This window comes from Brevundimonas sp. (assembly GCF_013912065.1).
GTDB lineage: Bacteria > Pseudomonadota > Alphaproteobacteria > Caulobacterales > Caulobacteraceae > Brevundimonas.
The window spans coordinates 1-21,792 of sequence record NZ_JACESA010000004.1; the positions used below are offsets into that span (position 1 = coordinate 1).

Here is a 21,792-nt window from a genome sequence, read left to right on the forward strand (position 1 = left end):
GCCATGAAGGCCTCCTTGAATGATCGTGACTGAGGGCGCCCCTCGCGGCGCCCTCAGTCACGATCATTCAAGGAGGCCTTCATGGCTCCCCGCATCCTCGTCGGCGCCTGCGCCGGCGTCTCCCTGCTCGCCCCGAACCTCGTCCTAGCCCAGGCCGCCTCAGCGCAGGACCACTCCCACCACCAGACAGCCGATCCACACGCCGGCCATGACATGCCTGCCACTCCGCACGCTATGACCAGCCCCTACGGCCCCTGGCCCATGAGCCGGGACGCCTCGGGCACCAGCTGGCAGCCCGACTCGGGCGAACACGCCGGCATCCACACCGTCCGGGGCGACTGGACCGTCATGACCCACGCCCTGCTCAACCTGACTTACGACAGTCAGTCCGGCCCCCGCGGCGGCGACAAGACCTTCGTCTCGGGCATGCTGATGACCACCGCCCGCCGCGACTTCGACGACGGCTCGACCCTGAACCTGCGGGCCATGCTCAGCCCCGACCCGCTGATGGGCAAGTCCGGCTATCCCCTGCTGCTGGCGGCGGGCGAGACGGCGAACGGCGTCGATCCCCTGGTCGATCGCCAGCATCCGCACGACTTTTTCATGGAGCTATCGGCCAGCTATTCGAAGCGCCTGTCCGAAAAAGACAGCCTCTACGGCTACATCGGCCTGCCCGGCGAGCCTGCCTTCGGCCCGCCCGCCTTCATGCACCGGATGAGCGCCATGGACAGTCCCGAGGCGCCGATCACCCACCACTGGCTCGACTCGACCCATATCGTCTTCGGCGTCACCACCCTGGGCTGGGCCCACGACCGGTTCAAGATCGAGGCCTCGGCCTTCAAGGGCCGGGAACCGGACGAGGAACGCTGGAACATCGATCAGCCCCGTCTGGACAGCTGGTCGGTGCGCGGGGCCTGGAACCCGACCGCCGACTGGTCCCTTCAGGTCTCCTACGCCGATGTCTCGGCCCCGGAACAGCTCGAACCGGACGAGGACGAGACCAAATGGTCGGCCAGCGCCATCCACACCCGACGCCTGGGCGATGCCGGCTGGTGGTCGTCGACCCTGGCCTGGGGCCGCAAGACCAATGATCACGACGAATCCAAGGACGGCTGGCTGCTGGAATCCGCCGTCCATCCGAACGACCGCTGGACTGTCTTCGCCCGCGCCGAACGGATCGAGACGGACGAACTGGCCCCCGGCGTCGGCGGCGGGCACGGAGAACTCCATACGGTCAGCAAGGCCTCGGTCGGGGCGGTGCGCGACTGGCGGCTGGCTGAACACGTGAGGTTCGGCCTAGGCGCCCTTTATGCGATGAACCGCGTGCCGGACGCGCTGGAGTCCCTGTACGGCGGGGATCCGGACGGCGGGATGATCTTCATCCGCCTGAAGATCGACTGAAGCCTCAGGCCCGCCCGGTTTCGGCCGGGTGGGCCGACGGGGCGTCCATGCCGCGGGCGACCCCGTAGCCGAGCGCCGCCATGCCGAACACGAGCCCCAGGCCGCCGGCGATGAGCACCACGCGAAAATGCCGGTGCAAGTGATAGAGCAGCTCGCCGATCATCGACGGTCCATCCTGTCGGATCGTCCCATTTCGATCCGTTCCAGGCATTTTACTGCAAAACCGACGCCTGACGGAATCGCAGGTCCGTGAACGCGGTTTGATCAGACCAGCCGGCTCTGGACCAAGGCCGCTTCGATGAAGCTGGCGAACAGCGGGTGGGGCGCGAAAGGCCGGCTCTTCAGCTCGGGGTGATACTGGACGCCGATGAACCAGGGATGGTCCGGCCGCTCCACCGTCTCGGGCAGGACGCCGTCGGGCGACAGGCCGGCGAAGACCAGGCCAGCCTTGGACTCGATCGCCTCGCGATAGTTGATATTGACCTCGTAGCGGTGGCGGTGCCGCTCGCTGATGGCGGTCGAACCATAGATTTCGGCGATCTTGGACCCGGCCGTCAGGGTCGAGTCATAGGCGCCCAGCCGCATGGTGCCCCCCAGGTCGCCGCCCTGCTGGCGCAGGACGCGCTGATTGCCTTGGGTCCATTCGGTCATCAGGCCCACGACCGGTTCTGCGGTCGGACCGAACTCCGTCGACGAAGCCTTGGGATAGCCGGCCAGGTTCCGTGCCGCCTCGATCACCGCCATCTGCATGCCGAAACAGATGCCGAAATAGGGGATGTTGCGCTCGCGGGCGAAGCGAGCCGCCTCGATCTTGCCCTCCGAGCCCCGCTCGCCGAAGCCGCCGGGCACCAGCACCGCGTGGGCGTCCTGCAGCCGCTCCTCGCAGGCTTCCGGATCGCCCTCGAAGGTGTCGGCCTCGACCCAGTCGATATTGACCTTGACGTTATTGGCCACGCCGCCGTGATGCAGGGCCTCGATCAGGGACTTATAGGCGTCCTTCAGCACAGTGTACTTGCCGACGACCGCGATGGTGACTTCGCCGTCGGGATGCAGGCGACGGCGGGCGATCTCCTGCCAGCGCGACAGGTCGGGTTCGGGCGCGTCCTCGATGCCGAAATGGGCCAGGACTTCGCGGTCCAGACCTTCGCGGTGATAGTCCAGAGGCACGGCATAGATGTCGGCCGAGTCCATCGCCTGGATCACGCCGCTTTCGCGGACGTTGCAGAACTGGCCGATCTTGCGCTTCTCCTCGGCCGGGATCGGCTGTTCGCAGCGGCACAGGAGGATGTCCGGCTGGATGCCGATGGAGCGCAGCTCCTTGACCGAATGCTGGGTCGGCTTGGTCTTCATCTCGCCGGCCGTCTTGATGAAGGGCAGCAGGGTCAGGTGGACGAAGCAGGACCGGCCGCGCGGCAGGTCCTGGCCCAGTTGGCGGATGGCTTCGAAGAAGGGCAGACCCTCGATGTCGCCGACGGTGCCGCCGATCTCGACCAGCACGAAGTCGACGTCCTCGCCGTCGTCGGTCAGGGCCGGCGTCAGGCAGAAGGACTTGATCTGGTCGGTGACGTGCGGAATGACCTGGACAGTCGCACCCAGATAATCCCCGCGCCGCTCTTTCTCCAGGATGGTCGAATAGATACGACCGGTGGTGATATTGTCCGACTTGGCCGCAGACACCCCGGTGAACCGCTCATAGTGGCCCAGGTCCAGGTCGGTCTCGGCGCCGTCGTCGGTCACGAAGACCTCGCCGTGCTGATACGGGCTCATCGTGCCGGGATCGACGTTCAGATAGGGGTCGAGCTTGCGCAGGCGGACCTTGTAGCCGCGCGCCTGCAGCAGAGCGCCGAGAGCGGCGGAGGCGAGGCCTTTTCCTAGCGAGGAAACCACGCCGCCGGTGATGAACACATAGCGAGCCATGGGCGGACACCTTACTCCATGATTCGCGTGCGACGCATGGCCCGCCGCGAATCGAACTGTTGATCAAAAGAAGAAAGCGCGCCCTGCGGCGCGCTTTCGGAAGTCGGTCGTGTCGCCCGCCGTTACTGGGCGGGCTGCTGGGCCGGCGCCGGCGCGGCGGTCACACTGGCCTCGAGGTCGTCCAGCGAAGGCGCCGCCGGCTGGGCCGGAGCGGCCGGCTGCTGCTGGGCCGGTTGCTGCTGCTGGGTCTGCGGCGTGGTGGCCAGCGAACCCACGGCGTCGGCGTCGATTATCGACACCGAGGCGCGGTCCATATTGCCGACGACCGTCAGGACGATGGTCAGGCCGAACAGCAGAGCCGCCAGGACCCAGGTCACCTTGGTCAAAAGATTGCCGGCGCCCCGCGCCGTCATGAAGCCCGAAGGTCCGCCGCCCATGCCAAGGGCGCCGCCCTCGGACCGCTGCAGCAGCACGACGCCCGTCAGGGAGACGGCGACCAGGATGATGGCGACGAGCAGGATGGTCTGGAGCATGGCGTCATTCATGTGGGCGCGGAGCTGCGCCGATCAAGCGGGGGCGTCTATCACCGAAGCGGCCGGGGGGCAAACCTCAAGCCGCGCCGGTCAGGCGGCGCGAATGATCTTCAGAAAATCCTCGGCCAACAGCGAGGCGCCGCCGACCAGGGCCCCGCCCACTTCCGGCGTGGTCAGAATCTCGGCCGCATTGTCCGGCTTGACCGAGCCGCCGTACAGGATCGGCGCGCGCCGGGCGGCCTCGCCCAGCCGTTTGACGATGGCGGCGCGCACGGCGGCGTGGACCTCGGCGATCTGTTCCAGGGTCGGCGTCAGACCGGTGCCGATGGCCCAGACCGGCTCATAGGCGACGGCGAAGGGCCGTTCGGACAAGCCGTCCGGCAGAGAACCCTCGACCTGGGCGCTGACCACGCTGACGGCCTGGCCCGCCTCGCGCTGCTCCAAGGTTTCGCCGACGCAAATGATCGGTTCGAGGCCGGCCGCGATCGCGGCCTCGGCCTTGGCCGCCACCAGGGCGTCGGTTTCGCCAAAGGCCGCCCGCCGCTCCGAATGGCCCAGGATCACCAAGGTGGCGCCGGCGTCGGCCAGCATTTCCGCCGACACCGAACCGGTGAAGGCGCCGGACGCCTTTTCGTGACAATCCTGCCCGCCCAGTTCGACCCTGCCCCCCGCCAGGGCCGCCCGCATACGGTCCGTCAGGGTCGCGGGAGGACAAAGGGCGATGCGGCACATGGGCGATGCGTCCACCGCTTCCTTCAGGGCCAGGGCCTCCGACACGGCGGCTGAAACGCCGTGCATTTTCCAATTGCCGACAATGAACTTCACGGATTGTTTCATCGGGCCTGTCTAGGGGCCAGAAACCGTCAAGCCAAGGGGGGCGCCGCAATCTGGACATCAAGCCGTCCTTGCGGGAGCGCGCCTGCCCCGACTATACGCCGCTGATACGCCGACGTCGGCGCCTATACCGGGTTCTCGAATGATCACCGCCTTTCGCGCCTTCTCGCGTTCCAAGTGGGCCGCCGGCCTCCTCGTCCTGATCGCGATCAGCTTCGTGGTCGTCGGCGCGCGCATGGACGTGTTCGCCAACCTGGGCCCCAGGCACGTGATCGACGCCGGCGATCGTTCGATGAACGAGGCCGAGTTCAGCGCCGCCTTCGGCCGTGTGCGCGAGAACATCCAGCAACAGGCCGGCCGTCCCGTCACCAACGAAGATCTGATCGCCGAGAACATCCACACCCGTTTCCTGGACAGCCAGACCGAACAGCTGGGCTTCGTGAACTGGGCCTGGAAGGCCGGCATCCGCCCCGGCAAGGAGCTGATCGTCAAGCAGATCCGCCAGGTCCCGGCCTTCTTCAACTCGGTCACCCGCGAGTTCGACCAGCAGGCCTATGAAAGCGCCCTGGCCCAGCAGAGCCTGACCCCCGCCATGCTGGAGCAGGACCTGCGAGACCAATACACGACCGAACATTTCGGCTCCGCCATCTTCGCCGGCGCCCGCGCGCCGCGCATCTACGGCGCCCTGCTCGCCGGCGCCGCTTTCGAAACCCGCGACGGCCGCTGGTTCGAGGTCACGCCGGCCATGGTCGGCGAGGTCCCGGCGCCGACGGACGCCCAGTTGAACGCCTTCATCCAGGAGAACGCGGAGCGTCTGCGCGCCCCCGAGTTCCGCATGGTCTCGGTCGTTCTCTTCAGCCCCGATCCGAGCGCGGTCCCCACCGTCTCCGAGGACCAGATCCGTGAGCGTTTCGAGTTCAAGAAGGACAGCCTGGGCCGCCCCGAGACCCGCACCTTCGTCACCCTGACGGCGCCCAGCCGCGACGTCGCCCAGAAGATCGCCGCCGCCCTGCGCGCCGGTCAGTCGCCGGCCGACGTGGGCCGCGCCAACAGCATCCAGCCCGCCAACTTCGACGCCACGCCGCGCAGCGCCATCGGCGACGCCGCCACCGCCGCGGCCGTCTTCGGCCTGCAGGCCAACCAGGTGTCGGACCCGATCCAGGCCGGCGTCGGCTTCGCCGTCGCCAAGGTCACCGCCATCCAGCCGGCCCAACCGGCCACGCTCGAGGCCGCCCGCGATCAGATCGTCCAGGAGCTTCGGGCCGAGGACGTGAAGGGCCAGACCTACGCCAAGGTCGAGAAGTACGAAGCCGCCCGCACGGCTGGCAAGAATCTGGCGGACGCCGCACGCGAGGCCGGCGGCCGCGTCGTCGATCTGCCGCCCTTCACCCAAGACGGCAAACTGCCGAACGGCCAGGCCCTGAACGCCCCGCCCCAGGTCTTCGAAACGGCCTGGAGCCTGACCAAGGGCGGCGAAAGCGACGTGATCGACGCCGGCCAGGGCCAGTATTTCGCGGTCCGCGTGAACGACATCCGTCCGTCGGCCCTGCCGAACCTCGCCGAGGTGCGCGCGCCCCTGACCGCCCAGTGGACCCAGCGCGAAATCTCGCGCCGCCTATCCGCCAAGGCCGAGGAACTGGCCGGCCGCGTCCGCCAGGGCGAGGACATCGCCGCCGTGGCCCGTTCGGTCAACGCGCCCCTGACGGTTCGCACCGGCGTCGTCCGCGACCAGGCCACCCAACAGTCGCTGGGCGACGGCGTGCTCCAGGGCCTGTTCGGCCAGGGCAAGGGCCAGGTCTTCTCCCAGCCCGGCGAGGGCGGCTTCCTGGTGGGACGGGTCGACAATATCCACGCCGCCAACCCGACGGTCGCCGGGCCGCTGGCTGAGCAGGCTCGCCCGCGCATCACCCAGGAACTGGTTCAGGCCATGGTCCAGGCTGAAATGACGGCCGGCGCCCAACGCTCCAAGGCCAAGAACGACGTGGGTCTGGCGCGTCAGGCCCTGGGCCTGTCCGCCGAGCCGACGGCGCCCGCCGCCCCGGCCCAATGACCCTGACGGACGATCTCGCGCCCGATTTCGACGCCTTCGCCGCCGGCCTTTCGGCCGGTCGGCCGCAGGTCGTGGTGCGCCGCCTGATCGACGACCTGGAGACGCCGGTCTCGGCCTATCTGAAACTGGGTCGCGACCGTCCCTACGCCTGCCTGCTGGAGTCCGTCGAAGGCGGCGCCGTCAAGGGCCGCTATTCGATCCTGACGCTGGATCCTGACGTCGTCTGGCGCTGTCGCTCGAATACAGCAGAGCTGGCGCGCGGTCCGGCCCTGGCCGAGGGGCGGTTCACGCCCGAGACCCTGCCCACGCTCCAGTCGCTTCGCGCCCTGATCGCCGCGTCCAAGTTTGACCTGCCCGACGGTCTGCCGCCTATGGCCGCCGGACTGTTCGGCGTGTTCGGCTATGACATGGTGCGTCTGCTGGAGCCGCTGGGCGAGCCCAATCCGGATCCGCTGGACCTGCCGGATGCGGTCCTGACGCGACCGTCGTTGGTCGCCATCTTCGATTCGGTGCGTCACGAGATCGTGCTGGTGGCCGCCGCCTATCCGGACGCGGGCGCCGCGCCGCGCGAGGCCTTCGACGCCGCCGTGGCCCGACTGGATGCGTTCGAAACCGCACTGCGCGAGCCCCTGCCGACGCGCCCGGCCCCTCGCCCGACCCCGGCGCCGGAGTTCGTCTCTCCGGTGGACGAGGCCGGCTTCGGCGACATGGTCGCCCGGGCCAAGGACTATATTTCGGCCGGCGACATCTTCCAGGTCGTGCTCAGCCACCGCTTCTCCGCGCCCTGGACCGAAGACCCCTTCGCCTTCTACAGGTCGCTGCGTCGCCAGAACCCGTCGCCCTACCTGTTCTATCTGAACTTCGAGGGCTTCCAGCTGGCCGGGTCCAGCCCGGAAATCCTGGTCCGGCTCAAGGACGGCGAAGTCACCATCCGCCCGCTGGCGGGAACCCGGATGCGCGGCGCCACGCCCGAGGCGGACAGGGCGCTGGAAGTCGAACTTCTGGCCGATCCCAAGGAACGGGCCGAACATCTGATGCTGCTGGACCTGGGCCGCAACGACGTCGGCCGTGTCGCCGCGCCGGGGACGGTCGAAGTCACGGAAAGCTTCGTCGTCGAACGCTACAGCCAGGTCATGCACATCGTCTCCAATGTGCGCGGCAAGGCCGACCCGAAACTGGACGCCGTCGACACCCTGCTGGCCGCCCTTCCCGCCGGCACCCTGTCGGGCGCGCCCAAGGTGCGGGCCATGGAAGTGATCGACGAACTGGAGACCGAAAAGCGCGGCGTCGGCTACGGCGGCGGCGTCGGCTATATTTCGGCCGGGGGCGAGGCGGACATCTGCATCACCCTGCGCACCGCCCTGTTCGCGGACGATAAGATCTTCGTCCAGGCCGGCGCCGGCGTGGTGGCCGACAGCGACCCGGCAGCCGAATACGCCGAAACCCGGCACAAGGCGCGCGCCCCCATGCGGGCCGCCGACGACGCCTGGCGCTTCCGCACCGGCAATCGCTAGCCAAAAGCCTAAGGCAGGCGCGTCACGGCCGGTTCGTCGAACTGGACACCCGGCCCGATCACCACGACCCCGGCCATGATCACCGCCGCCGTCGCCGCCAGGGCGGCGGCGCCCAGGGCCGCGAACGGACTGATGGGCTGCGGCTCGACCACGACCAGCTTCGCCTTGGCGGCGGCGATCTTGTCGGCGATGTCTTTTTCAGCGGCGAGTTTCACGCCCCTCCATGCCCCCGGCAGTGTTAAGATGCGCTTTAGCGACGCAGATGCTTGGCGCGGCCGTCGGTCGCGCCTAGAAGCCGAGACATGATACTCGTCGTCGATAACTACGACAGCTTTACCTATAACCTCGTCCACTACCTCGCGGAGTTGGGCGCGCCGACCCATGTGGTGCGCAACGACGACCTGACGGCGGACGAGGCCTGGGCGCTGAACCCCGCCGCGGTCCTGCTGTCGCCGGGCCCATGCGCCCCCGACCAGGCCGGCGTCTGCCTGCCCCTGATCCAGACCGCCCCGGCCTCCATGCCGATTCTCGGCGTCTGCCTGGGCCACCAGGCGATCGGCCAGGCCTTCGGCGGCGAGGTGATCCGCGCCAAGACCCTGATGCACGGCAAGACCTCGCCGATCCTGCACGAGGGCCACAGCGTCTTCGCGGGCCTGCCCTCGCCCTTCACCGCCACCCGCTATCATTCGCTGGCCGTGAAGCGCGAAACCCTGCCCGATTGCCTGGAGGTCACGTCCTGGACCGCCGACGGCGAGATCATGGGTCTGCGGCACCGCGACCGCCCGATCCACGGCGTCCAGTTCCACCCGGAATCCATCGCCACCGAACACGGCCACGACATGCTGGCCAACTTCCTCGAGATCGCCGGCGTGAAGCGCCTCGCGGCCGCCTGATCGTGGCAGACGGATTCAAGCCGATCCTCGCCCGGCTGGTCGAGGGCCATCCGCTGACGTCCGAACAGGCGCACGACTTCTTCGCCGCCTGTCTGCGTGGCGAGCCGGCCCCGTCCCAGGTCGCCGCCGCCGTCACCGCCCTGCGCATGCGGGGCGAGACGGTCGACGAGATCGCCGCCTTCGCCCAGGCCATGCGCGAGGCCGCCCTGACGCTGGACCATCCGTACGAGGTAATCGACACCTGCGGCACCGGCGGCGACGGCCAGCACACCTATAATATCTCCACCGCCGCCGCCCTGGTCCTGGCCGGCGCGGGGGTGAAGGTCGCCAAACACGGCAATCGGGCCATGTCGTCGCGATCCGGCTCGTCCGACGTCCTGTCGATCCTGGGCGTCAATCTGGCGGCTTCCCCGGCTCAGCAGCGCAAGGCGCTGGACGAAGCCGGTATCTGCTTCCTGTTCGCCCCCGCCTATCACGCGGCCATGCGCCACGTCGGGCCGGTGCGGGCCGAGATCGGTTTCCGTACGGTTTTCAACCTGCTGGGGCCGCTTTCGAACCCCGCCTCGGCGAAGCGTCAGGTGATGGGCGTCTATGATCCCCGCCTGCTGGAGCCGCTGGTCGAGGTGCTGGGGCGTCTGGGCGCCACCCGGGCCTGGACCGTGCACGGCCAGGGCCTGGACGAACTGGCCACCTCCGGCCCCACCGAGGTCGCGGAATGGAAGGACGGCGCCGTCCGCCGCTTCCAGGTCATGCCAGAAGACGCCGGTCTGGACCGCGCGCCGATCGAGGCCATTCGAGGCGGAGACGCCGAGGACAACGCCGTCGCCCTGCGCGCCCTGCTGGAGGGCCAGGCCGGCCCCTACCGCGACATCGTCGTGCTGAACGCCGCCGCGGCCCTGGTGGTGTCGGATCGGGCGGCGGACCTGGCCGAGGGCGCCCGCCTCGCCGCCGCCGCCATCGACGACGGGCGGGCCGCCCAGGCGCTGGCGCGCCTGGCCCGCATCACCTCCACGCCGCTGGACATGGAAGACGACGCATGACCGACGTTCTGGACCGTATCGCCGCCTACAAGCGCGAGGACGTCGCCGCACGCAAGGCCGCGACGTCTCAGGACGCCGTTGAAGCCCTGGCGCGGACGGCCTCGGCCCCGCGCGGCTTCCGCGCCGCCCTGGATCGCACCGTCGAGGAGACCGGCCGCCCCGCCCTGATCGCCGAGATCAAGAAGGCCAGCCCGTCCAAGGGCCTGATCCGCGCCGACTTCGACCCGACCGCCCTGGCCCTGGCCTATCAGGCCGGGGGCGCATCCTGTCTGTCGGTCCTGACCGACGGCCCCAGCTTCCAGGGCGACGACGCCTATCTGGGCCAGGCCCGCAACGCGGTCGCCCTGCCCTGCCTGCGCAAGGACTTCCTGGTCGATCCCTGGCAGGTGGCCGAGAGCCGGGCACTGGGCGCCGACTGCATCCTGATCATCCTGGCCATGATCGACGATCGACTGGCCGCCGAACTGCTGTCCGAGGCCGAGCGGTTCGGCATGGACACCTTGATCGAAACCCATGACGAGGCCGAGATGGCCCGCGCCTGCGCGCTGGTCTCGGACCGGGGCGACGCCCTGGTAGGCATCAACAACCGGTCCCTGCGCACCTTCGAGGTCGATCTGGAGGTCACCGAACGGCTGGCGATGCTCAGCCCCGTCCGCGCCCTGCTGGTGGCCGAAAGCGGCATATTCACGCCCGAGGACGTCGCCCGCGTCTCCGCCGCCCATGCCCAGGCCATACTGGTCGGCGAGAGCCTGATGCGTCAGCCCGATGTCGAGGCCGCCACCCGCGCCCTTCTGGCGGTCTGATCTCGTATTCCGACACGGAAGCGACGCCGTTAAGTTGACATTAGGAAGGAACACTTACAGAACATCGTCAATGTTCACGGCCCGTTCCGATTCGAGGAAGGGGCTTACGAGGGCCTGGCGATGCTCACGCGCAAGCAGCACGAACTGCTGATGTTCATCCACGAACGGATTCAGGAGACCGGCGTCTCCCCGTCCTTCGACGAGATGAAGGAGGCGCTGGATCTGGCGTCCAAGTCGGGCATTCACCGGCTGATCACGGCGCTGGAGGAACGGGGCTTTATCCGCCGCCTCGCCCACCGCGCCCGGGCGCTGGAAGTGACCAAACTGCCCGAACAGGCGACGGCGGGCGCGCCGCGCGGCCGGGCCGGCTTCAAGCCTGACGTGATCGAGGGCGGGGGCGTCCCGCGCGCCTCGGTTTCCGCCGCCAACGACACCCGCGAGCTGCCCCTGCTGGGCAAGATCGCCGCCGGCACCCCCATCGCCGCCATCCAGCACGAGCAGGACCGACTGTCGGTGCCGGAATCCATGCTGGGCAAGGGCGACCACTATGTCCTCGAGATCGAGGGCGATTCCATGATCGAAGCCGGCATTCTGAACGGCGACCTGGTGGTGATCCGCCGGGGCGACACGGCGACCAACGGCGAGATCGTCGTCGCCCTGGTCGAGGGCGAGGAAGCCACGCTGAAACGGCTGCGCCGCAAGGGCGGCTCCATCGCCCTGGAGCCTGCCAACCGCAACTACGAGACCCGCATCTTCGGCCCCGACCAGGTCGAGGTCCAGGGCAAGCTGGTCGGCCTCATGCGCCGCTATCACTGACGTCCGGGTCCGACTGGCGCGTCCAAGGCCGGTCCCCCCGCACGTCGCTCGTCCAGACCGCGCGCCATCGGTCTTCCTCGGCCGAGGCGTCGCGCCACAGCTCCACCGCCCCGCCCCGCGCGAAATCGACGCCGTCGAGGACCAGCCGTCCGTCGCATGACGGGGGCAGATTCCCGACGACGGCCCTCACGCTGACGACCGGGGCAGCCCGGCACAGCGTCTCCATCTGATCGGGGTTCGGCGCGCGCCTGCCCCACCAAAGGGCGACCGGGCCTGCGTCATGGCTTTCAGGACGGCACGAGAACCGGTCGCACAGCCAGCCGGCCTCGGTTCGATCCGTCATCGCCAATCCCCTTCGTCGCGACCACAGATCGACGGCGAACTCGCGCACGCCGGGCCGGACCACCACCGCCGTCGCCTCGCGGTGAAAGGCGGCGTTGGTCCCCTCGTCCCCGATCCACAGATCGGGCGTCGGCGCGCGAGGCCAGATCAGCACCGCCGCCGCCAGAGGGACGCCCAGCCAGCGCAGGCGCCCCCGCCACAGGCAGACGAACAGAATCCCTAGAAAGGCGATGGGCAGGACATGGTCGGGCGCGCTGGCGACCGTCCGCACGGCGCCCGGCAGGCCGGCGGTCCATCCGCCGATGGCCAGCATCAGATCGACGCCCCAGCCCGCCACCGCCAGAAACGGCCCGCCCAGCCCCAGCGGCTCCAGCGCCGCTCCCAGGGCCAGGGCCGGCATCAGGATGAAGTCCGCGACCGGCGCCGTGCCCAGATTGGCCAGCAGACCGTACATGGCGGTGCGATTGAAATGCTGCATGGCGAACGGCCCCGTCGCCAGTCCGGCGACGACGCTGGCTGCCACCGCCGCCGTCAGCCAGCCGCCGAATCTCTGAACCGCCACGATGGGCCAGGGCGCCGAGATTTCGCGTATCCGCCGAGGCCAGGCTTCCACCAGGGCGACCAGGGCCGCCGTGGCGGCGAACGACATCTGGAAACCGGGCGTGACGATGGCCTCGGGCTGGATCAACAGGACGACGAAGGCCGCGACCGCCAGGCCGTGCATGGTCACCGCCTGTCGGTCCAGCAGTATGGCCAGAAAGGCGATGGAGGCGGTGATGGCCGCCCGCTCGGCCGGAGGCGGCGCGCCAGACACGACCAGATAGACGCCGATCGCCGTCAAGCCCGCCAGAGCGGCGACCTTCTTTCCCGGAACCCGCAGGGCCAACCAGGGCCAGGCCGCGACGCCCAGCCGGACCGCGAAGAAGACGAATCCCCCGACGATGGCCATGTGCAGGCCGGACACCGACAGGATGTGCGCCAGACCGGAATCGCGCATCAGGTCCATGTCCGTCGGGCTGATCCAGGTCTCGTGGCTGGTGGTCATGGCCGCCGCGATCCCGCCGGTCCGCTCCCCCAGCCGCGCCACGATCCGTTCGGCCAGAGCATAGCGGGCGCTGTTCACCGCCATCGCCAACCGCAGCCGCCAGGGCGCGGGCGGCAAGTCGATCCGTCGCGTCTCCCCCAGGGCGAAGGCCACCCCGCCCAGCCCCTGGAAATAGGCGTTCCGTCCGAAATCATAGGCGCCGGGGCTGGCCGGGGCGGGCGGCGGATTCTGGATGGCGAACAGGCGGATCGCCTCGCCGGGCCTCGGCGGTTCGCCCCGCACCGTGGCCCTGAGCCGCACCGGCGTCTGTGCCGGCGCGAGACCCCGGATCCAGACCGGGGCGACGACGACCCGCGCGCCTCTTTGGCCCGGTCCGTCCACATCCTCGACCCAGGCCTCGATCACCGTCGGTTCGCCGAGGGCCGGCGCGATTGGGGCGGCGATCATCTCGGTGCGCAGCTTGGCCGCCGCCAGACCACTGGCCAGACAGGCCAGCATCATCAGAGGCCAGGTCAGGGAACGTCGCCCGCCCCGTCGCCTCGCCGCCAGCCAGACCGCCACGCAGGCGACCGCCGCCAGCAGCAGCGGCCACAGGGCCGGTTCGGACCGCAGCGAGAAATAGACCGCCCCGCACGCGCCGAAAGCGACCGGCGCCCACAGTCGCCATCGCAGGCCTTGGGCGGCCGCCTCCTCGACCAACCAGGCGCTCAATCGTGCGCCGGGGGTAGGTTTTGCCGTGTCGGGGCGTATAAGGGCCTCGCTTACGGACCCCTCCCCCATGACCTTGCCTTCTTCGACTGTCGTCACCCGCTTCGCCCCCTCGCCCACAGGCTATCTGCATATCGGCGGGGCGAGAACCGCCTTGTTCAACTGGCTATACGCCAAGAGACACGCGGGGCGTTTCCTGATCCGGGTCGAGGACACCGACCGCGAACGCTCCACCGACGAGGCGGTCAAGGCCATCTTCGACGGTCTGAGCTGGCTGGAGTTGTTCGCCGACGAGGAACCGGTCTTCCAGTTCAGCCGCGCCGACCGCCATCGCGAGGTGGTCGATCAGTTGCTTGAGACAGGCCACGCCTACCGCGACTTCACCTCCGCCGAGGAGACCGGCCGTCTGCGCGACGAGGCCAAGGCCGAAAAACGCGCCTTCGAATCGCCGTGGCGCGACCGGACCCCGACCGTCGACGACCTGGCCCTGCCCCACGTCGTCCGCTTCCGTCGTCCGCATTCGACCACAGTCACCGTCGCGGACGAGGTCCAGGGATCGGTCAGTTGGTCGACCGACGACCTGGACGACCTGGTCCTGCTGCGTTCGGACGGGGCGCCGACCTATAATCTGGCCGTGGTCGTCGACGACCACGACATGGGCGTGACCCATGTCATTCGGGGTGACGATCACCTGAACAACGCCGCCCGACAGAGCCTGATCTATGACGCCCTGGGCTGGACCCGGCCGACCTTCGCCCACATCCCGCTGATCCACGGCCCCGACGGCGCCAAGCTGTCGAAGCGGCACGGCGCCCAGGCCGTGCACGAATACGCCGAGATGGGCTATCTGGCCGAGGCCATGCGCAACTATCTGGCGCGTCTGGGCTGGGCCCACGGCGACGACGAACTGTTCAGCGACGCCCAGGCCGTCGAATGGTTCGACCTGTCCGGCATCGGCAAGGCGCCCGCCCGGCTGGACTTCGACAAACTGGCCCATGTCAATTCGCACTGGCTGCGCCTCGCCGACGACGAACGCCTCGCCAAACTGACCCTGGACGTCCACCTGTCGCGGGGCCGCGCTATCGAAGAGGCGGACGAGGCGAAACTTCAGCGCGCCATGCCCTTCGTCAAGGACCGGGCCAAGACCGTGCTGGACCTCGCCGATCAGACTGAATTCGTCCTGAAGTCCCGCCCTCTCGCCCTGGACGACAAGGCGCGCGGCCTGCTGTCCGGCGAGACCCTGGACCGCCTGGGCCGGCTGCGCGACCGTCTGAGCCTGTTCCAGTCCTGGGACGTCTTCGCCCTCGAAGCCGAACTCAAAAGCTTCGCCGAATCCGAAGAGGTCGGGTTCGGCAAGATCGGGCCGCCTATGCGCGCGGCCCTTACCGCAGGGTCAAGTTCACCCGATATCGCACGAACTTTGTCCGCACTTGGCCCCGACGAAAGTCTCGGGCGCTTGGATGATGCGCTGCAACAGACTAAGTGATCTCCCACAAACCAAAAAGCGGCCGACGCCTCCCCGCGCCTGGACGTGTGATGCAAAGGGGCATTCATGACTGAACAAGCCAAACCCACCGGCTCGGCGACCCTGTCCTTCGAGGGCAAGACCATCGACCTCCCGGTCCTTTCGGGCTCCACCGGCCCGGACGTCATCGACATCCGCAAAATGTACGCGGGTACGGGCGCCTTCACCTTCGACCCCGGTTTCACCTCCACGGCGGCGTGTGAATCGGCCCTGACCTATATCGACGGCGACGCGGGCGTGCTGCTGCACCGCGGCTACCCGATCGACCAGCTGGCGTCGCAATCGAACTTCATCGAGGTCTGCCACCTGCTGCTGCACGGCGAACTGCCGACCGCCGCTCAGTACGAGAAGTTCGAAAACAGCATCACCATGCACACGATGCTGCATGCCCAGTTCGACCGCTTTTTCGAAGGCTTCCGCCGCGACGCTCACCCGATGGCGATCATGGTCGGCACCGTCGGCGCCCTGTCGGCCTTCTATCACGACAGCCTGGACATCCATGATCCGGTGCAGCGCGACATATCGGCCATCCGCCTGATCGCCAAGATGCCGACCATCGCGGCCCGGGCCTACAAATACCACATCGGCCAGCCGTTCGTGTCGCCGCGCAACGACCTGTCCTATGCCGAGAACTTCCTGCGCATGTGCTTCGCCGTGCCGGCCGAGGACTATCACGTCGATCCGGCCCTGGTGCGCGCCATGGACCGCATCTTCACCCTGCACGCCGACCACGAGCAGAACGCCTCGACCTCGACCGTCCGTCTGGCCGGTTCGTCGGGCGCCAATCCGTTCGCCTGTATCGCCGCCGGCATCGCCTGCCTGTGGGGCCCGTCGCACGGGGGCGCCAACGAAGAGGCGCTGACCATGCTGAAGCAGATCGGCACCCCGGAAAACATCCCGGAGTTCATCCAGGGCGTGAAGGACCGCAAGTACAAGCTGATGGGCTTCGGCCACCGCGTGTACAAGAACTACGACCCGCGCGCCAAGGTCATGCAGCAGTCGGCCTATGAAGTCCTAGCCGCCACGGGCCGCGAGAACGACCCGCTGTTCCTGGTCGCCAAGGAGCTTGAGAAGGTCGCCCTGAACGACGAATACTTCACCTCGCGCAAGCTGTTCCCGAACGTCGACTTCTATTCGGGCATCACCCTGTCGGCGATGGGCTTCCCGACCACCATGTTCACCGTCCTGTTCGCCCTGGCCCGCACCGTGGGCTGGATCGCGCAGTGGCAGGAAATGATGGCGGATCCGTCGCAGAAGATCGGCCGCCCGCGTCAGCTCTACACCGGCCCGACCGAGCGCGACTATGTGCCGATCGAACAGCGCGGCTGATCGACGGCCTCAAGGCTGAGAAATGCAGAACGCCGGGGCGCAATCCCCGGCGTTTTTGTTTGGGCTCAGATCAGTTTCAGATCGGCGAACCGCTCGGCCAGATCGTCCAGGTCGCGGTGCATGTGGGCCAGGCCTATGGCGGCGGCCCCCAGGGCCATGTCGTCGTCCTCGACGGCCATCGACAGGGCCAGGGTCTGATCGACAGGTCCCATCGGCTCCACCGCCCGCCCCTGCGACAGGGCTTCCAGCCTTTCGACCGCGCGCGCGGCGTCCTTCGACCAGGGGCCTAGACGGGGGCCGGCGCCCTCGGACTGAAAGCCGCGTCCCAGGATGACGATGTCGCTGCGCACCCGCCAGAAGGCGCGGGCCAGGGCGGCCCGATCCGCCGTCTCGCGCTGGGGTCCCGCCAGGTCGATGACGTTCTTGGCCGCCTGTCCCAGGGCGTCCAGCCGACGTTTCAGATCGGCGTGCCAGCGGCTGATCTCCGTCGCGTCGGCGGGATCGCCCCGCGACACCAGGGCCAGCAGTACGGCCGCCTCCCCGGCCGCTTCGCGGGCCTGTATCTGGAACGCCTGGCGGGCGTGGCGTGGGAACAGGGCCAGGATGGCGACCACGCCCACGCCGCTGCCGACCAGGATCTCCATCACCCGGTCCAGGGCCAGCGAGGCCGGCCCCTCGGTTCCCGTGCCGCCGGCGATGACGATGGTCGCCGTCACCGGCGCGACCTTCAGCCACGGGCGGCCGGTTCCAAGGAAGGCCAGGGCCGCCGTCGAGATGGCGATGCCCAGGGCCATGCTCTCCATGCCGGGCGGGCGCACGAAGGCCACGACCGCGCCGACCAGGGCTCCGCTCACCGTGCCTATGGCCCGATCACGCGCCACGTTCAGCACGCCGCCGCCGACGCTGGCCTGGATGACCACGATGGCGGAGATCACGCTCCAATAGGGGTGCGGCAGTCCCAAGATCGTCGCCAGATAAAGGGCGGCCATGGCCCCGGCCGCCATCTGGAGCGCGGCCCGGACTTCGGCGGCCCGCCGGGGACTGAGCGCCCGCGCCACCGTCAGGTTCGCCGCATCCAGCGGTCCAGCGCCGCGCTGACCAGCTCCGGCGCCTCTATGGGCGTCAGATGGCCGCAACCGGGCGCCACGACCAGTTCGGCGTCCCACGCCAGATCCGCCATCTCGCGATGACCGGCCAGGGGCGTGATCCCGTCGAGCTCGCCGCACAGCACCAGGACGGGCCGGGTGAAGGCGCGCAACGCCGCCTCGCCGTCCGTGCGCGCCAATCCGTTCTGACGCAGGAAGACCTCCAGACCCAAACGCTGGGTCATGGCGCGAACCCGTCCGGTCATTTCGGGATCCCGCGCATGGTCGGGGCTCATATAGGCCCGCATCATCCGGTCGCCCATGCCGTGGAACCGGCCCGGCGCATGGGCCAGCTGATTCAGAGCCGAACGCTCGGCCGCCTTCTGAGGCGTGTCCGCATGGATCGACGTATCCAGCAGGGCCAGGCGTTCGACGCGATCCGGCGCCTGTCTCAACATCTCCTGGGCCACATAGCCGCCCATCGAAAAACCGGCGAGCGAGAAGCGCTCCGGCGCGAGGGCGAAGACGGTCTCGGCCAGAACCGCCATGGTCTCGCCCTGGGTGATGTCGGCGACGCGGACGTCATAGACGGGCGACAGGGCCGCCGCCTGATCGCGCCACAGGTCGGCGTCGTTGAGCAGCCCCGGGATCAGAACCAGACAGGGGCGTTCCATGGATCAGCCCCTCGCCCCGTCCTGCGTCTTGGCGGCGATCACCCGCAACACGGCGTCGGCGGCAAGCTCCGACGGGTCCGGCCCGCCGCGCCCCATCAGGTCCAGCGCCGCCGTCTGACGCCGCGCCTGTTCGGCGGCGGCCTGCGGATCGTTCAGCAACCGCCCGACCGTCTGGGCCAGAACCTCTGGGGACGCCGCGTCCTGGATGAACTCGGGCGCGATCCGCTCGTCGGCGGCGATGTTGAACAGGGTGATGTGCTTGGCCGTCACCACCCGCTTCATCAACTGATAGCTGAGGGCGCCGATCCGGTAGGCGATGACCATGGGCGTCCCGGCCAGGGCCAATTCGGTCGAGACCGTGCCGCTGGTGGCCAGGGCGGCGGTGGCGGCGCGCATGGCGTCGTATTTCTCGGCCTCGTCGACCAGATGAACCCGGAAGGGCCAGGCCGCGACCCGGCCCGCGACGTCCTGAGCCACGGTGCCGGCGGCCGCCACGGCCACCTCTAGCGTCGGGTCCTCGTTCTTCAGCCGTCGAACCGCCGCCTCATAGACCGGCGTCATCCGCGCGATCTCGGCGGGGCGGCTGCCCGGCAGGACCAGCAGCAGTTTCGCGTCGGCGGCGATGCCGCGCCGCGCGCGGAAGGCCGCGCCGTCCGCGCCCTCCATGTCCACATGCAGGGCCGAGGACCCGACGACGGTCGTCGGCAGGCCCGCGCGCTCGAACCAGGGCGCATCGAAGGCGTAGAGGGCCAGCAGATGATCCACCGCCCGCGCCAGGGTCCTGGCGCGGCTGGGCCTCGACGCCCAGACCTGCGGCCCGACATATTTGATCAGGGGCAGGCCCGGCCTGGCGGCGCGGATCGCCTCCGCCACCCGGATTGTGAAGCCCCAGCTGTCGATCAGGACGACGGCGTCCGGCTGTTCCCGCGCGGCCAGGGCCGCAGTCTCCGCGACGCGTCGCTTGACCATGCCATAGGCGCGCAGGCCCTCGATCCAGCCCAGGATCGACAGTTCGGCGATGTCGAACGGACTGACCACTCCCTCGGCCGCCATGCGGGGGCCGCCGATCCCGACAAAGATCACCGCCTCGCCCAGCCGTTTTCGCAGGGCCTGCGCCAGGCCGGCGCCCAGGGCGTCGCCCGACGCCTCGGCTGCGATCAGCATGATCTTCAACGGACGGCTCATCGGTCTTCGCCCCAGACGAACAGACCCAGACGGTCCGCGGCCGCCACTATAGCCGGCCGGTCGATCAGGATCAGCCGTCCCGTCACCCCGCCTATGCCGGCCAGCCCGGCCGCCGCCGCCAGTTCGACGGTGCGGGGTCCGATCACCGGCATGTCGACCCGCAGATCCTGAATCGGCTTGGGCGCCTTGCCTAGGGCGCCCTTGCGGGAGGCGGCGGAGCCACGCAGGTCGGCGGGCAGGCTCGCCACCCGGCTCAACATGGCGTCGGTGCCCTCCTGGGCCTCGACCGCGAGGACCAGGCCGTCGCAAACCACAGCGCCCTGGCCGATATCCAGTTCACCCGATTTTTCCGCGACGTGTAGCGCCTTCTTGAGGTCGGACACCTGCTCCGGCGTCGGCCACACGGCGCCCAGGGCGCCCTGCGGCAGGGTCTCTCCACCCAGAATATCGTCGGCTCCCTCGACGGCGAACCCCTCGGCTTCGAACACCGCCAGAATCTTGCGCAACAGGGCGTCGTCGCCCTTGGCCGCCGCCGCCACAATGCCGGGCAGCAGGGTCGCGCCCTTCAGGTCGGGCTTCAAAGTCTTGAAGTCGGGCCGATTGACGATTCCCGCCAGACAGACGGTCGTGCAGGCCTCGGTCTTCAGCGCCTTCAATATGGCCCCGATCTGAGCCATGCCGAACTCCGCGCCGGGCCAGCGGATCAGATGCGGGTCGGCGAAGCCCGCCAGCCGCACCACGAAGATCGGACGCCCCTCGGCGTCACACCGCGCCGCCACCGCCGCCGGCAGGTCGCCGCCGCCGGCGATCAGACCCAGCTTGCCAACAGATCCGCCAGCGCCGGTCATTCCGCGTTCGGCAGACACAGCGGGCGCCGTCCGCCGTCGCGGATGAAGGCGATGATCTCCATGATCTCGGGCAGGTCGGCATAGCGTTCGGCGACGCCGTCGATCCGCCCGGCGAACTCGCCCTCGCCCTCGAACAGGTCGCGATAGGCGGCCAGCAGCCGCCGCACCTGGTCCTTGCCGTACCCCTTGCGCTTCAGCCCGATCAGGTTCAGCCCGCGCAGCCGCGCGTGATTGCCCCAGGCCGAACCATAGGGGATGACGTCGCGGGTCACGGCCGCCAGCCCGCCGATGATCGCGCCCTGGCCCACCCGGCCGTTCTGGTGCACGGCGCACAGCCCGCCCAGGAAGACCTTGTCGCCGACCTGGGCATGGCCGCCCAGGGTGGCGTTATTGGCCATGACGACATTGTTGCCGACCACGCAGTCGTGGCCCACATGGGCGCCGGTCATGAACAGGTTGTTGGACCCAATCACCGTCACGCCCACGCCCTGCGGCGTGCCCCGGTTGAAGGTGCAGTGCTCGCGGATCAGATTGTTCTCGCCAATCTCCAGCCGCACCGGCTCGCCCTTGTAGCCGTTGTGCTGCGGGTCGCCGCCGATGACGGCGAACGGATGGATGACCGTCCCGGCGCCGACCGTCGTGTCCTGCTGAACCACCACATGGCTGACCAGGCGTACGCCCTGGGCCAGAACCACGTTTGGACCGACGACGCACCAGGGCCCGACCTCGACCCCGTCGGCCAGGGTGGCGGAGGCGTCGACGAGGGCGGTCGGGTGAACGGTCATCAGGCTGCGGGCTCCGGTACGGTGACGACCATGGCCATGAATTCGGCCTCGGCGGCCAGCTTGCCGTCGATGAAGGTCTCGCCGCGGAACTTGTAGGCGTCGCCCCGGGCCTTGATCACCTTGACCTCCATGCGCAACTGGTCGCCCGGCCGCGCGGGCTTTCTGAAGCGCACGCCGTCGATCGACATGAACATGATGACCTTGTCGGCCACGGCGACGTCCAGGGTCTTGGACATCAGGAGAGCGCCCGTCTGGGCCATGGCCTCGACGATCAGCACGCCCGGCATCACCGGATCGATCGGGAAGTGACCGGGGAAGAAGGGCTCGTTGTGACTGACGTTCTTGATGCCGACGATGGAGGTCCGGGGCACGAAGTCCTCGGCCTTGTCCACCAGCAGGAAGGGATAACGGTGCGGCAGCCGCCGCATCACCTCGGCGTAGTCGATCTTGCCGTCTTCGTTCATC

General features: G+C 68.9%; 21 protein-coding genes. 9 read left to right on the top strand and 12 right to left on the bottom strand.

From position 1 onward, the window contains the following. The first annotated feature begins 81 nt into the window (after positions 1 to 81). On the top strand, positions 82 to 1,401 hold the full coding sequence (locus tag H2037_RS04410; RefSeq protein WP_292118245.1) for a hypothetical protein: 1,320 nt from the start codon (positions 82 to 84) through the stop codon (positions 1,399 to 1,401). Between the two features lie 4 nt (positions 1,402 to 1,405). Here H2037_RS04410 and H2037_RS04415 read toward each other — a convergent pair whose 3' ends face one another. The 4 genes from H2037_RS04415 to tpiA form a co-directional block, all read right to left on the bottom strand. Next, entirely contained in the window at positions 1,406 to 1,564 is a 159-nt protein-coding gene (locus H2037_RS04415; RefSeq protein WP_292118248.1) for a hypothetical protein, read from the bottom strand. A gap of 101 nt (positions 1,565 to 1,665) precedes the next feature. Next, the gene (locus H2037_RS04420) at positions 1,666 to 3,318 is read right to left on the bottom strand and encodes a CTP synthase (protein ID WP_292118250.1); all 1,653 of its coding nucleotides are present in this window, start codon (positions 3,316 to 3,318) and stop codon (positions 1,666 to 1,668) included. Between the two features lie 122 nt (positions 3,319 to 3,440). Further along, a complete protein-coding gene (secG, locus tag H2037_RS04425) occupies positions 3,441 to 3,863 on the bottom strand; it encodes a preprotein translocase subunit SecG (RefSeq protein WP_292118252.1) in 423 nt (140 codons plus the stop codon). A 78-nt stretch (positions 3,864 to 3,941) separates the two neighbouring features. Beyond that, positions 3,942 to 4,688: a triose-phosphate isomerase gene (gene tpiA / locus H2037_RS04430; RefSeq protein WP_292118255.1), complete on the bottom strand. Its 747-nt coding sequence runs from the start codon at positions 4,686 to 4,688 to the stop codon at positions 3,942 to 3,944. A 139-nt stretch (positions 4,689 to 4,827) separates the two neighbouring features. Here tpiA and H2037_RS04435 point away from each other — a divergent pair, with 139 nt between their 5' ends. After that, on the top strand, positions 4,828 to 6,735 hold the full coding sequence (locus H2037_RS04435; RefSeq protein WP_292118258.1) for a peptidylprolyl isomerase: 1,908 nt from the start codon (positions 4,828 to 4,830) through the stop codon (positions 6,733 to 6,735). Further along, complete coding sequence (gene trpE / locus H2037_RS04440; protein ID WP_292118261.1) at positions 6,732 to 8,249, top strand: anthranilate synthase component I; 1,518 nt, start codon at positions 6,732 to 6,734, stop codon at positions 8,247 to 8,249. The genes H2037_RS04435 and trpE overlap by 4 nt, the downstream gene beginning before the upstream one ends. A gap of 8 nt (positions 8,250 to 8,257) precedes the next feature. Here the strand turns inward: trpE and H2037_RS04445 are convergent, their stop codons facing one another. Further along, positions 8,258 to 8,464, bottom strand: a complete 207-nt coding sequence (locus H2037_RS04445) for a peptidoglycan-binding protein (protein WP_292118265.1) — start codon at positions 8,462 to 8,464, stop codon at positions 8,258 to 8,260. An 87-nt stretch (positions 8,465 to 8,551) separates the two neighbouring features. Between H2037_RS04445 and H2037_RS04450 the strand changes: the two genes are divergently transcribed. From H2037_RS04450 to lexA, 4 genes are all read left to right on the top strand, one after another. Continuing rightward, positions 8,552 to 9,142, top strand: coding sequence for an aminodeoxychorismate/anthranilate synthase component II (locus H2037_RS04450; RefSeq protein ID WP_292118269.1), 591 nt, complete (start codon positions 8,552 to 8,554; stop codon positions 9,140 to 9,142). A 2-nt stretch (positions 9,143 to 9,144) separates the two neighbouring features. Next, positions 9,145 to 10,182: an anthranilate phosphoribosyltransferase gene (gene trpD / locus H2037_RS04455; RefSeq protein ID WP_292118272.1), complete on the top strand. Its 1,038-nt coding sequence runs from the start codon at positions 9,145 to 9,147 to the stop codon at positions 10,180 to 10,182. Continuing rightward, complete coding sequence (trpC, locus tag H2037_RS04460; RefSeq protein ID WP_292118274.1) at positions 10,179 to 10,985, top strand: indole-3-glycerol phosphate synthase TrpC; 807 nt, start codon at positions 10,179 to 10,181, stop codon at positions 10,983 to 10,985. Before trpD ends, trpC begins: the two co-directional genes overlap by 4 nt. A 120-nt stretch (positions 10,986 to 11,105) precedes the next feature. Beyond that, a complete protein-coding gene (gene lexA / locus H2037_RS04465) occupies positions 11,106 to 11,801 on the top strand; it encodes a transcriptional repressor LexA (RefSeq protein WP_292118277.1) in 696 nt (231 codons plus the stop codon). Here the strand turns inward: lexA and H2037_RS04470 are convergent. Next, positions 11,782 to 13,899, bottom strand: coding sequence for a ComEC/Rec2 family competence protein (locus H2037_RS04470; RefSeq protein ID WP_292118282.1), 2,118 nt, complete (start codon positions 13,897 to 13,899; stop codon positions 11,782 to 11,784). The genes lexA and H2037_RS04470 overlap by 20 nt on opposite strands. Before the next feature lie 67 nt (positions 13,900 to 13,966). On the opposite strand from H2037_RS04470, the gene gltX reads away from it, so the two are divergent. Beyond that, positions 13,967 to 15,382, top strand: coding sequence for a glutamate--tRNA ligase (gene gltX / locus H2037_RS04475; RefSeq protein ID WP_292118285.1), 1,416 nt, complete (start codon positions 13,967 to 13,969; stop codon positions 15,380 to 15,382). A 66-nt stretch (positions 15,383 to 15,448) separates the two neighbouring features. Further along, positions 15,449 to 16,750: a citrate synthase gene (gene gltA, locus H2037_RS04480; protein ID WP_292118287.1), complete on the top strand. Its 1,302-nt coding sequence runs from the start codon at positions 15,449 to 15,451 to the stop codon at positions 16,748 to 16,750. Between the two features lie 65 nt (positions 16,751 to 16,815). Here the strand turns inward: gltA and H2037_RS04485 are convergent, their stop codons facing one another. Genes H2037_RS04485 through fabZ form a run of 6 tightly spaced genes read right to left on the bottom strand, consistent with a single transcriptional unit; the run spans position 16,816 to position 21,791 of the window. Beyond that, complete coding sequence (locus H2037_RS04485) at positions 16,816 to 17,886, bottom strand: FUSC family protein (RefSeq protein WP_292118291.1); 1,071 nt, start codon at positions 17,884 to 17,886, stop codon at positions 16,816 to 16,818. Beyond that, positions 17,811 to 18,509 (bottom strand): alpha/beta hydrolase, encoded by a 699-nt coding sequence (locus H2037_RS04490; RefSeq protein ID WP_292118294.1) that lies wholly within the window; start codon positions 18,507 to 18,509, stop codon positions 17,811 to 17,813. The genes H2037_RS04485 and H2037_RS04490 overlap by 76 nt, the downstream gene beginning before the upstream one ends. 3 nt (positions 18,510 to 18,512) lie before the next feature. Beyond that, entirely contained in the window at positions 18,513 to 19,694 is a 1,182-nt protein-coding gene (gene lpxB / locus H2037_RS04495) for a lipid-A-disaccharide synthase (RefSeq protein WP_292118297.1), read from the bottom strand. Next, the gene (lpxI, locus tag H2037_RS04500; RefSeq protein WP_292118298.1) at positions 19,691 to 20,542 is read right to left on the bottom strand and encodes a UDP-2,3-diacylglucosamine diphosphatase LpxI; all 852 of its coding nucleotides are present in this window, start codon (positions 20,540 to 20,542) and stop codon (positions 19,691 to 19,693) included. Before lpxI ends, lpxB begins: the two co-directional genes overlap by 4 nt. After that, the gene (gene lpxA / locus H2037_RS04505) at positions 20,539 to 21,327 is read right to left on the bottom strand and encodes an acyl-ACP--UDP-N-acetylglucosamine O-acyltransferase (RefSeq protein ID WP_292118300.1); all 789 of its coding nucleotides are present in this window, start codon (positions 21,325 to 21,327) and stop codon (positions 20,539 to 20,541) included. Before lpxA ends, lpxI begins: the two co-directional genes overlap by 4 nt. Next, on the bottom strand, positions 21,327 to 21,791 hold the full coding sequence (fabZ, locus tag H2037_RS04510; protein ID WP_292118303.1) for a 3-hydroxyacyl-ACP dehydratase FabZ: 465 nt from the start codon (positions 21,789 to 21,791) through the stop codon (positions 21,327 to 21,329). The genes lpxA and fabZ overlap by 1 nt, the downstream gene beginning before the upstream one ends. Position 21,792: the final 1 nt, after the last annotated feature.